9 protein-coding genes are annotated in these 14,615 nt (G+C 65.7%); 6 read left to right on the forward strand and 3 right to left on the reverse strand.

The features are described 5' to 3' along the window. Positions 1-76: 76 nt before the first annotated feature. On the forward strand, positions 77-1,324 hold the full coding sequence (locus tag TSH64_RS10315) for a glycosyltransferase family 4 protein (RefSeq protein ID WP_109096658.1): 1,248 nt from the start codon (positions 77-79) through the stop codon (positions 1,322-1,324). Beyond that, positions 1,321-3,024, forward strand: coding sequence for a hypothetical protein (locus TSH64_RS10320; protein WP_109096659.1), 1,704 nt, complete (start codon positions 1,321-1,323; stop codon positions 3,022-3,024). The genes TSH64_RS10315 and TSH64_RS10320 overlap by 4 nt, the downstream gene beginning before the upstream one ends. 10 nt (positions 3,025-3,034) lie before the next feature. On the opposite strand, the gene TSH64_RS10325 is transcribed toward TSH64_RS10320, so the two are convergent. Then, positions 3,035-4,252 (reverse strand): glycosyltransferase family 4 protein, encoded by a 1,218-nt coding sequence (locus tag TSH64_RS10325; protein ID WP_109096660.1) that lies wholly within the window; start codon positions 4,250-4,252, stop codon positions 3,035-3,037. Positions 4,253-4,594: 342 nt separating this feature from the next. Here TSH64_RS10325 and TSH64_RS10330 point away from each other — a divergent pair, with 342 nt between their 5' ends. Together TSH64_RS10330 and TSH64_RS10335 are read left to right on the forward strand one after the other, a co-directional pair. Further along, the gene (locus TSH64_RS10330; protein WP_247872853.1) at positions 4,595-7,363 is read left to right on the forward strand and encodes a carbohydrate-binding domain-containing protein; all 2,769 of its coding nucleotides are present in this window, start codon (positions 4,595-4,597) and stop codon (positions 7,361-7,363) included. A 721-nt stretch (positions 7,364-8,084) separates the two neighbouring features. Continuing rightward, positions 8,085-8,882 carry a response regulator transcription factor gene (locus TSH64_RS10335; RefSeq protein ID WP_109096662.1) on the forward strand — a complete coding sequence of 266 codons (798 nt, stop codon included), beginning with the start codon at positions 8,085-8,087 and terminating at the stop codon, positions 8,880-8,882. A 41-nt stretch (positions 8,883-8,923) separates the two neighbouring features. On the opposite strand, the gene TSH64_RS10340 is transcribed toward TSH64_RS10335, so the two are convergent. Next, entirely contained in the window at positions 8,924-10,981 is a 2,058-nt protein-coding gene (locus TSH64_RS10340; RefSeq protein WP_109096663.1) for an EAL domain-containing protein, read from the reverse strand. Between the two features lie 661 nt (positions 10,982-11,642). On the opposite strand from TSH64_RS10340, the gene TSH64_RS10345 reads away from it, so the two are divergent. Then, positions 11,643-12,479, forward strand: coding sequence for a formate/nitrite transporter family protein (locus TSH64_RS10345; protein WP_109096664.1), 837 nt, complete (start codon positions 11,643-11,645; stop codon positions 12,477-12,479). Between the two features lie 65 nt (positions 12,480-12,544). Further along, a complete protein-coding gene (locus tag TSH64_RS10350) occupies positions 12,545-14,299 on the forward strand; it encodes a bifunctional protein-serine/threonine kinase/phosphatase (RefSeq protein WP_247872854.1) in 1,755 nt (584 codons plus the stop codon). A gap of 28 nt (positions 14,300-14,327) precedes the next feature. On the opposite strand, the gene TSH64_RS10355 is transcribed toward TSH64_RS10350, so the two are convergent. Further along, positions 14,328-14,516: a zinc-finger domain-containing protein gene (locus tag TSH64_RS10355; RefSeq protein WP_042695013.1), complete on the reverse strand. Its 189-nt coding sequence runs from the start codon at positions 14,514-14,516 to the stop codon at positions 14,328-14,330. Positions 14,517-14,615: the final 99 nt, after the last annotated feature.

Genomic DNA, 14,615 nt, shown 5'->3' on the forward strand with positions numbered 1-14,615 from the left:
AGAGGGGACATTTTCCTGCGTCGGAAGCGTCACTGAGCCGGGGGCTTAAATCCTCGCAAATTCCGGGGATTTCGCCATGAGCACGGTGGTCATCCTCTGCGATCATGCCCACCCCAGCGGCGGGCTGGCGAAGGTCGCCATAGCGAGCGCGGTCGGGTTGGCCGGGCGCGGCCATCGGGTCCATTTCTTCACCGCCGTCCCGCCCATCGATCCGGCCCTGCTGACCGACGGTATCGCCGTCCATTGCCTGGAACAGGCCGACCTGAAGGGCAATGCCGACCGTGTGCAGGCAGCTCTGCGGGGTCTCTGGAACCGCGAAGCGGCGCGTGCCCTGGAAAGCCTGCTTGCCCGCTGCCCGGCCAACGACACGGTGATCCACGTCCATGGCTGGGCCAAGGCACTGTCGCCCAGCGTCTTCCCGGTCTGCCGCAAATCTGGCCTACCGGTGTTTCTGACCCTTCACGATTATTTCCCGCTCTGCCCCAACGGCGCCTTCTTCGTCTTTCCGGAAGGCATCAACTGTCCGCACCGGGCGCTGTCGGCCGGCTGCCTAGCCACCGACTGCGACGCCCGCGCCCTGCATCACAAATGGTGGCGGGCGGCCCGCCATGCGGCGGGGGCGCTGGCAGGCGGCTTCACCGGTGGCATGGCGTTGGTGACGCTCAGCGACCGGCAACGCGCGGTGATCGCCCCCCACCTTCCGCCCGGCACCATGACCTTGCCAATCCCGAACCCGGTGGAAGTGGAAGACCTCGGTCCGGCTCCGGTCGCCGACAACCGCCACATGCTGTTCGTCGGTCGCCTGTCGCGCGAGAAGGGCGCTGCCCTGCTGGCCGAAGCGGCGGCCGGGGCCGGTTGCCCGGTGCGCTTCGTCGGCGACGGCGACGAGAGGGAGACCATCCGCCGGCTGAACCCGGATGCGGAGCTTTCCGGCTGGCTCCCGCCCGACGGAGTGCTGGAGGAGGTGCGGCGGGCGCGTGCCCTGGTGGTCCCGTCGCTGTGGTATGAGACCTTCGGCCTCGCCGCCTATGAAGCGCTGGCGAATGGCGTCCCTGTCATCGTCAGCGACAATTGCGCGGCGGCGGAGGCGGTCCTGTCCGGCGAGAACGGCTTCCTGTTCCGCAGCGGCGACGCCGCCGACCTCGCCCGCTGCCTGAAGCTGTTCTCCCACGATGCGGAGGTGAAGCGGACGGGCCGCAACGCCTACGACCGCTATTGGCAAGCCCCCTTCACCCTGGACCGCCATCTTGACCGGGTGGAGGAGGTCTATCGCACCGCCCTCAGCGGCGGGCTCCAGCGACCGGCACGGGTTCGCGCACCATGAATGGCCGAACCGGCAACCGCATCGGCAGGCGTACGCTGCTGGCCGCGGCCCTGGCACTGCCGGTAGCCGGATCCGCCACCGTCACCGCCGAGGCGGCCCCGGACAAGCCATCGCGCCCGTCCCCCAGCCCATCGCCAAGCCCCCAGCCCACCCCGTCGCCGCGGAACGGCCCGGCCCTGTCGATCCGCGACCGCGGCGCCGTCGGCGACGGGCGCAGCCACCCCCTGTCGGAACGCTACAAGACCCTGGAGGCGGCGCGGCGCGTCCATCCGCATGCCCGCTCCCTGGACCAGGAATGCGATTGGGCAGCCCTGCAAGGCGCTGTCCTGGAGCTGTCGCGCAGCGGCCAGGGCGGGACGGTGCTGGTGCCGCCGGGCCAGTACCGGCTGGACGGCGAGATCGTCCTGCCCAACCTCGACCGCTACGACGATGCCTTCAACGAGGTCGAGATCGTCGGCGCCGGCATGCGGGCCTCGCTGCTGTCCTGGCCGGAGGATCTTGGGCCGGGCCGCTTCGCCATCCGGGCCGCCAGCCGGCAGGCCACCCGCGACGACAACAAGGGCTATCAGTGCAGCCGCATCGCCCATCTCAGCCTGCGCGGACCGAAGCCCGGCAACCGGCCGGGCGATGCGCCGCCGGGCATGGGCGGGGTGGCCCTGACCTCCCGCTTCCTGCTGGAACGGGTCGGGGTGTACGGCTTCCGCGCCGGGGTGGATGTCTGGCGCGATCACTCCTCGCTGATCTCCTGCCAGTTGACCAAGAACCACATCGGTGCCTACTGGTCGGCGGGAACCGACAGCTTCGGCGATCATCTGTTCCTCGACACCGACCTCGCCGGCAACACGCTGGCCTCCATCGCCGTGGCGCCGGAGAACGGCATCGACCATGCCAGCTTCATCTCCTGCCATCTCGGTTTCTCGCCCTATGCCATCCTGGCGGAGGACGGGGCACCGAAGCGGACCTTCCTGTCCAACAACAAGTTCCTCGACTGCGCCTTCGAGGCTTGCGGCAACGGCTGGATCCAGGGGCCGATGGCGGAGATGTACGGCAATGTCCTGATCGGCTGCAGCGGCTCGCTGCTGCCCGACTATCGTCTGGCCGGGCGTCCGGTCACCGGCTTGATCGTGGTGCGGTCTCTGGAGCGCAACAGCTTCACCGGCGGCAGCGCCAGCTTCGGCGACGGCACCAACGACCGTGCTGCCGACATCGAGACCGCGGCCGTGGTCGCATCCTCGGCCGTCGGCAACCGGTTCGAGGATGCGGAACGGCTGCTCCGCCTCGGCCGCGACGGGTTCGTGCCGGCGCTCAGCATCTCCGGCGCCTGCCGCTCAAACCGGTTCGAGGCGGTGGACTGCGCCGGCGAATTCCGCAAGGTGGGCTCCGGCGGCGTCGATGCCGGCAATCTGGTGCAGCGCGATTATGACCGGGTGCGGCGGTTGGAGCAGGACCGCCCGGCCGACGGCGTCGCCCTGACCTCCGCCCCTGCCGGCGGCGTCGTGCCGGTCGCCACCAGCGGCACCGCGCCGGTCGGCAAGACCCGTGCGGCCATCCGCATGGGCAGCCTCCTGCGCCCCGCCGTCGGCGTTCCCCAGAGGGTCGATTCCACTGCCGGCGCCGCAGCTGCGGTGGGCGTGGCGGTGGCGGACGCCCCGGCGGGAAGCGACAGCGTGACGATGGATTTGCGGCTGGGAGTGCGCTGACGGCACCCGGTCAGGAAGCCGATCCGGCCAACAGCCCCCGCCTCTCGACCGCCCGACCCGAGGATTCCGGCTCCTCCAGCAGGTCGGCATATTGCCCGGCCGTCACCGACCAATCCTGGCTCTCGGCGATGCGTCGGCCGGCTTCGCCCATGCGGCGGCGGAGCGCCGGGTCGGCCGCCAGACTGCGCATCGCCTGCACCAGTTCGGCATGGGCGTCCGGGCGATCCAGCACGATGGCCGCGCCGTCTTCCAGCAGCCGGCCGGCACCAGCCAAGCGCGTGGTGACGACCGGCAGGCCGCTCGCCGCCGCTTCGAGCAGGACAAGGCCGAAGGGCTCGTAGCGGGTCGGGAACACGAACAGGTCGGCCGCCCGCATCAGCGCCGCCACATCGCGGCGGTGGCCGAGGAAGCGGACTCGTTCCTCCACCCCCAACGCCCCCGCCATCGCCGGGAATGGGCCGCCCCGCTCGTCGCCGGCCACCGCCAACGACAGATCCGGCACTTCGGCCAGCGCGCGCAACACGCCGTCCAGATTCTTGCGGTCGCTGCGGGCATCGCCGACGAACAGCGCCACCGGCCGACCGGGCGGCAGGCCGAACAGCACCGGGTCCGGCGTTCCCGGACGGAACTCTTCGACGTCGACGCCATTGTCGATCACGCTCAGCCGCCCAGGCGCGATGCCGTCCCGGTGCAACTCGTCCGCCACGGTGCGCGAGACCGCCACCAGCCGGCCGGCACGGCGGAAGCTCCAGCGCTCGAACCCGACATTCAGCAGCGTGTAGAGCGCCCGGTAGAGCGACAGGGGCGAGACGCCCTTGCGGATCGGGTGGGTGGGGGAGCGCATCCAGGCGGAATGGACGAAATGCACCGCATTCACGTCCGACCGCGCCCAGCTGACGAAGCCGTTCACCACCACCCTGTCTATCCCTGGCCGGCCATTGCCCGGCTGGTCTTTCCCCCGGCGCTTTTCCCGTGCCAGCGCCCGGCTGGCCCGCCATGCGAACAGCTGGTCCTTCGCCAATTGCGTCGGCACCCCTCCCCCGTCGATGCGGACCCAGCGCAGGCGCGGATGACGCGCCAGCTCGTCCGCCAGGTCCGAGGCGATGGCGACGACCTCGTGCCCGCGGCGGAGCAGTTCGTCGACCACGACCGCGTTCACGCGGCCCTGGCCGTCATGGCGGACGATCTTCTGCGTAACGACGGCGATGCGCAGGGATTCGGTGCGCATGTGGAGGCCTCCTGCCCTGCCTGATCTGCGGTACCGGCGGCGGTTCGTGCCGCAGTGGACCATGGAGGTGGAGCGAACGCCAAACAAACGAAAGATACGGTCTCCACACAACAGGCTTAAGACTGCCGATGTCGGATTCAGTCTTTCAGCGTCTAAAGAATTCGCGGACTCGAAATCGATTTTTTTGGAAGAGTCAAAGATGAGTCAGAGTCATGTCCCAAGATTGACTCTCTCAATTACATAAACTTTCGTGCGACTACTCCCAACGAGAAGGGTAATCCGACCGATACGGGTAATCCCGTTTTGGAAGATCTTAATATCCGATTAATAGGAGTCGTGCCGATGTCGTCCACCGGGTCCAATCTCATCGATGTCACCTTTGCGATAGACGCTTGGGGACAGGCTGCCGGCGGCATCTGGCCGCATCTGGCGCTCAAGCTCGATGGTGCGACCATCGGTCAGGCGACGGTGAACAGCAGCACCGCCGGCCGTTACACGATCACCGCCAAGGTCGCCGCCGGCAGTGCGCACAACCTTCAGCTTGTCTATGACAATGACGGGGTGGTCGGCGGCGCCGACCGCAACCTGTTCGTCCGCGCCGTTGCGGTGAACGGCACCTCGATTGCCGTCACCGACCCGTCGGTCACCTATGACAAGGGCGCGGTCGACGGAAAGGACGTGGTGAAGGGGCAGGAGGGGCTCTATTGGGGCGGCGCCCTGAACATGCCGCTGCCCGCCTCGCTGTTCCCCGTCCCCACCGCGACCGATGCCGCCGAGGCGGTGGTCGCGACCCCGGCGGCGACCAAGTCCTTCAGCGTGGTCGTCAATGCCTGGGGCACCAGTGCCGGCGGCGTGCCGCCGCATTTCAAGCTTCTGGTCGACGGCAAGATGGTGGGCGATGCCAAGGTGGCCGCCACCAGCCAGACCGCCTACAAGTTCACGGTCGATCTCGATCCGGCCCTGGCGCACAAGGTCCAGGTCCAGTACGACAACGACGCCGTCGTCAACGGCCAGGACCGCAGCCTCTATGTCGGCTCCGTCGTGGTGAACGGCCACAGCGTCGCCTCGACCGCCGCCGGCGTCACCTATGACCGCGGCGCGCTGGACGGCAAGGATGTGGTTGCCGGCCAGCAGGGCCTGTGGTGGAACGGCACGCTCAGCATTCCCGTCAGCAAGGACATGCTGGCCAGCGGCACGACGACCACCCCCACGGCGCCGACCACGCCCACCACACCGACGGCGCCCGTCGCCACCCTGCCGAAGAACGACCACAGCGCGAGCGCCGGGGTCAGCAGCGAGCGTCCGCCGCTGATGTCGGACGTGTCGACCATCTCGTGGGGTGCCGACCGCGGGCTGGCGCCGCAGCACCTGTTCTGGGAATCGGTGCCCGATTACGCCAACGTCGCCCATCTGAAGGAAACCCGCGACGTTGCAGCCGGCCATCTGGCCGACGGGGTGATGCCGCTGATCGGCTTGCAGCTGTGGGAGGACACATTCGAGTTCTCGCAGAACGGCGGCGAGTTCGCCACTCTGGGCGGCCACAAGGCGTGGGTGTCGTGGGTCAAGGCCCATCCGCAGTATCTGGGACGTGACGGCGACGGCAATGTCCTGAACTCCGACAGCAGCAATCCCTATGGCTGGGGCTATGTCAGCCCGCTGATGCCGCTGGACGCCAAGGATGCACCGGCCGGCTGGACCGGCGGCACCGCCCATTATGCCGACTGGATGGCCGACAAGCTCGGGCGCCTGTCCGCCCTGACCGGCACACGCGGGTACGAGCTGGCCGATTTCTTCGACGGCAGCCCGCATTCCGGCGTGATGGACTTCTTCAACTCCCGCATGATCGCGGAGTTCAGCAGCAAGACCGGCATCAAGGTGGCCGGCAGCACGCTGGCGCAGCAGGCGCAGGACATCGTCGACAACCACCCGACCCAGTGGCTGGACTATTTCGTCGACGGCTGGGCCTATGGCTGGAAGGCGCTGGACGACGCCATCGTGAAGAACACCGGCAAGGCCGCCTGGCTGACCACCCAGGTGTCCTTCACCCCGGCGGCGATGCGCGAATTCGCCGGCGTCGATGCCCGCGTGATCGCCGACAAAATGAACGAGAAGGACATCCTGTTCAACGTGCAGACGCTCGAACGCTTCGAGATGCAGCACAAGCAGGCCCCGGCCTCCTACGAGCAGGCGATGCTGGGCATCCATGCCGCCCGCGCGCCGGACGCCCATTTCGGCCACATGATGTCTTCGTCGGAAGATGATTACTGGGGCGCGGTGAACAGCCTCTACACCGGCGTCACCGGCACGGTGCGCGACGAGCTGGGCTGGGGCCGGCTGGAACAGACTTGGCTGCAGAGCGGCTGGACCATGATCGCCGACGACCAGGGCGGCGTCCGCCGGGCGGCGGAGCAGTGGTCGCGCAGCTATCACGATTGGGGCGAGGTCAAGCAGCCTTGGCTCGACATGCTGCGCGACATCGTGCCGACCCGTCCCTTCGGCCCGGCGCTCTATTACAGCGCCAACGCCGAAAAGGCGATGAACGCGCTGGAACCGGCCGGCAACTCCATCGGCAATGCCTATCTCGGCGAATTGCTGGAGCCGATCACCAAGCTGCACGACGCCGGCGTACCGTTCGGCTATTACGTCAGCGACGCCGCCCTGCAATCGATGACCAAGGCCAGCGCGCCCAGCGCCTTCATCATCCCGCAGGCCACATACGAGGGACACAACCTGTTCAGCGATGCCGAGATCGCCGCCCTGAAGGCCAAGGCCCCGGTCCTGATCGGCGACGAGGCACTGAACTACCACCACCCCTTGACCTTCACCGACAAGGATCCGGATGCCCAGATCACCGGATACGGCTTCTACGACCAGAAGGACCGGTTGATCGTCGTGGCCTCCGACCGCGTCGATTTCAACGACACCGCGGCGCGCAAGGCGGTGGCCACCCACGTGGAATTGCAGCTCGCCAACGGCCACTACACGGTCCAGGACCTGATGCACAACACCACCCAGGGTTTCGACGTGGTGAACGGCGTCGGCGGCTTCGACACCACCATCGCCCGCTGGGACACCGGCGTCTACGCCATCACCCACGACGTGGCGGCATAAGGCGGCGGCCAAGACGCAGCTAGCCGGAACGAAAATGGAGCCCCGTCCAGGCGGGGCTCCATTTTCGTTTCCATGGTCAACGAAGATTCTCCTGGCAACCGCTGTTTAAGAGTCTATATTATCGATGGTGAACTGGCGCAGATCGGACAGATCACAAGTCCTTCCATCTAACATAAGTTGCTTTATCCCGACGTTTCTCTTCTTAGTATGGAAAAATCGTTTGGATCCCTTTCCTTCGGACCCGCCACGATTGGCGATATACCTTGGAGCCCCTACTGTCTTTGTCGGGTAATCATCTCTATCTCGGCACACGAGGATGGTTTATTACTGCTGTCCGTCTGACAAGGGACTCCGCCCTGACAGGGTGATTCTCACCCCCACTGAGCCTGGAACAATTCCAAAAGTGCAGCAGACAATGCCGTGAGTGCCGGATCATAGTTTGATCTAAATTCGAACGGGCGAGCACGACACCAGCGATACAACGTGTATCGTCCATCGGAATTGCGGCATTGCGCGGCCAAGCGCGGCGGCATCGGAGACTGCGGAGGCAACGGTCCGAACGGGGGGCCGAAGGTCGGACGCCGGGCATAAGAATCCGGCTAACCTGAATTGCCACGCACCGGTACCGCCGACGTCCAAGCACAGCGTCCAGGGGGGAAAAGCCTGCCTTCCGGCCGCGCAATGCCGTCCACCAATTCGTCTATTCCTGGGGGAGACGGACATGTCCGATCGCATTCGTGTGATTGTTCACAACCAAAGCCGATTGCTGCGCGAATCCATCCTGAACATTCTGGATGACTGCTTCGAGGTCATCGACCCACAAAGCCGGCTTGCAACTGGACTTTCACCCAAGACGATGTGGAACGGCAGAACCAACGGCGCCGCCGACCGCTATTCCGACGGGTTCTCCGCCAGTGGGGCTGTGGCCACGCTGGAGGCGCCGCCTGGAAACGGCAATCCCGACCGATCCGCCGACATCGTGCTGTTCGACCTCGCCTCGCTGAAGACCGACGCCTGGAACTTCCGCAGTTGGTACGGCGAGCAGGCCAAGCTTGCGATGATCGCCGACGAATTTTCCGCCCACCACATGCGGATGGCCCTGCGGTTCGGCGTGCGCGGCTATCTCCTGAACCGGATGGCGCCGGCCGCCTTCGTGCTGTCCCTGCGTCTGATCCATGCCGGCGAGCCGGTGGTGCCGGAGGAATGCTTCGATTACTTCTCTCCCACCGCACTGCGCCGCGGTGGCGAGGATGGGGCGATGGCCCAGCATGAAACCGAATTGCTGGGATATCCCGGGCTCTATCCGCGTCATGCCCGCATCCTGAAACTGATCATGGACGGATGCAGCAACAAGGAAATCGCGCGCGAGATGCTGATGACCGAAGATCTCGTGAAGCTTCATGTCCGCCACATCATGCAGACCATCAACGTCCGCAACCGCACCCAGGCCGCCCTCTGGGCCGCCCAGAGCGGCATCATCCAGGAGATGGAATATTTCCTGGAACGGACGGCGCCGTAAGCTGGGGTATCCCCTCTCCCGACGGGAGAGGGGGACAGCGGTCAGGCCGGAACCACGCTGTTGCCGAGGAAGGCTTCAAACTGGTCGATCGGCAGCGGCCGACTGATCAGATAGCCCTGGATGCGGGTGCAGCGCTGCTGGCGCAGCATGTCGGCCTGCTCCTGCGTCTCCACCCCCTCAGCGATGGTGTCGAAGCCCAGGCTCTCGGCAAGATTGACGATGGTGCCGACGATGGCCGGGTCGGTGGTCGACTTCACGATGTCGCGGACGAAGCTGCGGTCGATCTTCAGCGTGTCGATGGGGAAGCGCTTCAGATAGGCCAGCGAGGAATAGCCGGTGCCGAAATCGTCGATGGACAGGCGGACGCCGATGTCCTTCAGTCCGTTGAGGATCGTCACCGCCTTCTCGATGTCGCCGATCATCGCACCTTCGGTCAGTTCCAGTTCCAGCCGGTCGGCCGGTATGCCGGCCGATTCCACGACGCTGCGCACAAAACCGACGAGGCGGGCGTCCTGGAACTGGCGCGGCGACAGGTTCACCGACACCGAGGGGATCGGCAGGTCGCGCCGGATCCAGTCGGCCAGCCGGCGGCAGGATTCGATCAGGGTCCAGGCGCCGATTTCCCAGATCAGGCCGGTTTCCTCGGCAAGTGGGATGAACTCCGCCGGGCTGACCACGCCGCGGACCGGGTGACGCCAGCGGATCAACGCTTCCGCCCCGATGGTGCGGTTGCCGACCAGATCGATCTTGGGCTGGAAGTGCAGTTCGAACTCATCGCCGCCGCTGGCGCGGCGCAGGTCGCTCTCCAGCCCCAGCGTGAAGCCCGACCGCTCGCGCATCCCGCTGTCATAGAAGACATATTTGTGCTCGGGATTGCGCTTGGCATGGTACATCGCCAGATCGGCGTTGCGCAGAAGCTGGTCCGCCGTCTCGCCGTCGTCGGGATAGAAGGCGATGCCGATGGATGCGCCGCAGAAAAGCTCCTGATTGTGGACGCTGAAAGGCTCCGACATCGAATAGAGCACCTTCTCGACCAGCCGGGCTCCGGCGGAGCGGTCGGCGGCGTCGGGTGCAACGATCAGGAACTCGTCCCCGCCCAGCCGGCCGACGGTGTCGGTCATGCGGGTGCAGTTGCGCAGACGCCGGGCAACCAGCTTCAGCAGCTCGTCGCCGGCATGGTGGCCCAGCGTGTCGTTCACCTGCTTGAAGCGGTTGAGGTCGAGGAAGGCGACGGCCACCTTGCTCTTGGTCCGCTGGGCGCGGACGATGGCCTCCTCCAGCCTTTCGCAGACCAGCCAGCGGTTGGGCAGGTCGGTCAGCCGGTCAAAGCTGGCCTGATAGCGGATCTGGTGTTCCTGCGACTTGCGCTGGCTGATGTCGGCGATCGTCAGGACGTAATGTTCAAGCACGCCGTTCGGCGCACGGACCGACGTCACCGACAGGGCGGCGGCGAAGGCGTCGCCGGAATGGCGGAAGCTGGTGACCTCCCCCTGCCAGCGGCCGGCCTGCCGCGCCGTGGTCCAGATGGCGTCGACGAATTCCCGCTCGTGAGAGCCGGGGGCGAAGAGCACCAAAGGCTTGCGGAGCAGTTCCTCCCGCTGGAAGCCGGTCATGATTTCGTAGGCCGGGTTGATCGCCTGGACGGTCAGTTCGGGATCGACGATCAGGATGCCGTCGGCCACGCTGTCGAACACGGTGGCGAGCAGCCGGATCTTCTCCTCATGCTGCTTGCGCTCGGTGATGTCCTGGACGGTGCCTTCGTAATAGCGGATGCGGCCGGCGGCGTCGCGCACGCAACGTGCACTTTCCGAAATCCAGATGATGGTGCCGTCGCGGCGGAAGACGCGCGCCTCGAAGCTGAGGACGCGGTCCTGGCGGGCCATCAGGTCGGCGAAGGCCTCGCGCTTGCCGGGATCGACATAGAGCTGGCAGGCGATGTCGGTGAGGTTGGCGATCAGGTCTTCGGGCGAAGCATAGCCGTAGATGTCGGCAAGCGCCGGATTGACCCGCAGGTAACGGCCGTCGACGGTGGTCTGATAGATGCCTTCGACAGCATTCTCGAAGATGCTGCGATACTGTTCTTCAGTGTCGTGACTCATAGTACGCGCCTCATCCGACGCCGATCCCGAACCGCCTGGAAACAACATAGGCCTGCAACTCAAACAACGATTGTGGAACTGCCATCTTTCCGCAATGCGGCAAAGTAGACGCCGGTTCGATGAGGCCCGTCAAGCACCATCGCCTGTACTGTCTCATAGTACGAAGGGAAAATATAACAAAAAGGTAACCGTTCCTGACCATTACCGGCACATACGATCCGAAACATTGATCAGAGCATTGATTCACAACGATAGTCTGATGAGTTACGGTTAAAATTCTGAAAGATTTCTCCGTCATGGCCCGCTCTGTAACGGCTGCTCCCTTATCCGGTCCCACAAACGCTCTTGTACAAATGACTGATTTTTATCCAGCACTGCCCACTCTTTGAGCAACGGCGGTTCCTCTTTGCGTTGCAGACTCGTCGCGACAGTCGAAATGTCGCTGCTTTGCTGTATTCCGGCGTTTGGCACATCCTGTGCAAAGTGCCTCCTGTTCAAGCCAACGGCGGTTTGACCAGCGCGGACCCAAAGACTGCGGCCCGCACCCAAATCACACGCAACGCGTCCTTCCTCCCCCCGCCCCGCACCGGACCGGTGCCGCGCGGATCTCACCGGACGCTGCCGTGCCGTTTCTTCAGCGCTTGTTCCAAGGGGACTTGTCATGTCGTATCTCGTGCCCTCCGAGTTCGTCACCAAAATGGTGGACGCCGGCGAATCCAAGATTTTCATGTCCACCCGCGACACGGTCATCCGCGCCTTCATGGCCGGGGCGATCCTGGCGCTGGCGGCGGTCTTCGCCGTCACGGTCACGGTTCAGACAGGGTTCCCGATCATCGGTGCCATCCTGTTCCCCGTCGGCTTCTGCATGCTGTATCTGCTGGGCTTCGACCTGCTGACAGGCGTGTTCGTGCTCACCCCGCTGGCGCTGATCGACAAGCGGCCGGGCGTCACCATCGGTGGCGTGCTGCGCAACTGGGGGCTGGTGTTCATCGGCAATTTCCTGGGCGCGCTGACTGTGGCGGTGATGATGGCCGTGGTCTTCACCTATGGCTTCTCCACCCCGCCGGACAAGGTCGGCACCGTCATATCCCACATCGGCGAGAACCGGACGCTGGGCTACGCCCAGTATGGCGCGGCAGGAATGCTGACCATCTTCCTGCGCGGCATGCTGTGCAACTGGATGGTCTCCACCGGCGTCGTCGGCGCCATGATCTCCACCTCGGTCAGCGGCAAGGTGATCGCGATGTGGATGCCGATTATGCTGTTCTTCGGCATGACCTTCGAGCATTCGGTGGTGAACATGTTCCTGTTCCCGTCGGCGATGCTGATGGGCGGCAACTTCTCGGTCATGGACTACATGATCTGGAACGAGCTGCCGACGGTGCTGGGCAACCTGATCGGCGGCCTCGCCTTCACCGGCCTGACGCTCTATGCCACCCATGTCCGCACGGCACCCAAGCGCCGCTTGCCGCAGCCCCACCTGCAGCCGGCCGAATAAAGCCACCCTGCCCGTCCGTCCGCTCTCCCCGGTCCGCCCTGGACCCGGGGAGAGCGGAGTTTTCCTTGAGCGGGGCCGGCATCGTGAAAGAGCTGCGGATTTCCATCGGCCAGTGGTCCGACAAGGGGCGTAAGGAGACCAATCAGGATTTCCATGGAGCGCTGATCCCGATCGCACCGTTGCTGGCCATGAAAGGCATCGCGGTGGCGCTGGCCGACGGCATCAGCACCAGCCGGGTCAGCCACATCGCCAGCGAATCCGTGGTGAAGAGCTTCCTGACCGACTATTATTGCACACCGGAAAGCTGGTCGGTCAGGATGTCGGCGCAGCGGGTTCTGGCGGCGACCAATTCCTGGCTACACGCCCAGAACCGGCGCAGCGAATACCGCTACGACCAGGACCGCGGCTATGCCTGCACGCTGAGCGCGCTGGTGTTGAAATCGGCCACCGCGCATTTGTTCCATGTCGGCGATTCCCGAATCTACCGCCTCGCCGGCCGGTCGCTGGAGCAGCTGACCGACGACCACCGCGTGGTGGTATCGTCCGAGGTCAGCTATCTCGGCCGCGCGATGGGCGTGGTGCCGCATGTCGAGATCGACTGCCGTGAGCTGCCGGTGGAACCCGGAGACGTCTTTCTGCTGGCGACCGACGGCGTCTATGAGCATGTCGATGCCGAATTTTTAATCAACACAATCGACAGGCATCCGGACGACCTCGACCGCGCAGCCCGATGCGCGGTCGACGAGGCGCTGCGACGCGGCAGCGCCGACAACCTGACTCTCCAGATCGTCCGAATCGATGCGGTTCCTGACGCCGATGCCGGGGACCTGTTCCACCGGCTGTCCGATCTGCCCGTGCCGCCCCTGCTGGAGCCGAGGATGGAGTTCGAGGGCTACCGCATCCTCCGGGAATTGCACGCCAGCAGCCGCAGCCATGTCTATCTGGCCCAGGACGGTGCAGGCGGTTCAGCGGTAGCCCCGGCGGTGGCGCTGAAGGTGCCGGCCATCGACCGCCGTGACGACCGCGCCCACCTCCGCCGCTTCCTGATGGAGGAGTGGATCGCCCGCCGGCTCAACAGCCCCCATGTGCTGAAGCCGCCGCCGCAATGCCGGCCGCGCCGCCACCTCTATGTCGTCACCGAGTATATCGAGGGGCAGACGCTGACCCAGTGGATGCGCGACCACCCCGACCCCGACCTGCCGACGGTGCGCACCATCGTCGAGCAGATCGGCAAGGGATTGCAGGCCTTCCACCGGCTGGAGATGCTGCACCAGGATCTGCGGCCCGACAATGTGATGATCGACGGCACCGGAACGGTGAAGATCGTCGATTTCGGATCGGTTCTGGTCCCCGGCATCCTGGAAACCATGCCTGACGCCGACCGCGGCGAGATTCTGGGCACCCTTCAATACACCGCGCCCGAATATCTGTTGGGGGAGGGCGGAACGCCGGCGTCGGATCTCTATGCGCTGGGGGTCATCGCCTATCAGATGCTCACCGGCCGCCTGCCCTACGGCGCCGATGCGGCGACGGCCACCACGCGGGCGCGCCAGCGCAAGCTGGCCTACCGCACCGCCCTGGACGACCGGCGGGCGGTTCCCGCCTGGATCGACGGGGTGCTGCGCAAGGCGGTCCACCCGGACCCGGCCAAGCGCTATCGGGAAATGTCGGAGTTCCTGTACGACCTGCGCCATCCGCGCAAGCAGGCGACCGGCATGCGGCGCCGGCCGCTGATCGACCGCAACCCGCTGGCCTTCTGGCAGGGGCTGTCGGCACTGCTGGCATTGGCCGTGCTGATCCTGCTGGCCGGCCGGGTCTGACCGGCCCGCCAGCAGGAGGACCGGGCGGTCAGTGCCCGTGGGCGACCTTCGCACCTTCCTTCAGCTTGAACAGGCGCGAGCAGTAGGGGCATTCGACTTGGCCCTCGCGATCCAGCGTCAGGTAGACCAGCGGATGGCCCAGCGCGCCGCCGCCGCCGTCGCACCCGACGGTCGAGGTTTCAACAAGGATCGTCTCGGTCGGCTGCATAGCAGTCATCCTCTGTTTTGACAGGCGCGCCGGTTCACGCCATCGTGGACACGCCCGCTGTCCGGGCCCCCGATCAGGGTTCCGCGCGCGCGGGCCGGATGATACCCA

Origin of the sequence: Azospirillum sp. TSH64 (assembly GCF_003116035.1) — a bacterium.
GTDB lineage: Bacteria > Pseudomonadota > Alphaproteobacteria > Azospirillales > Azospirillaceae > Azospirillum.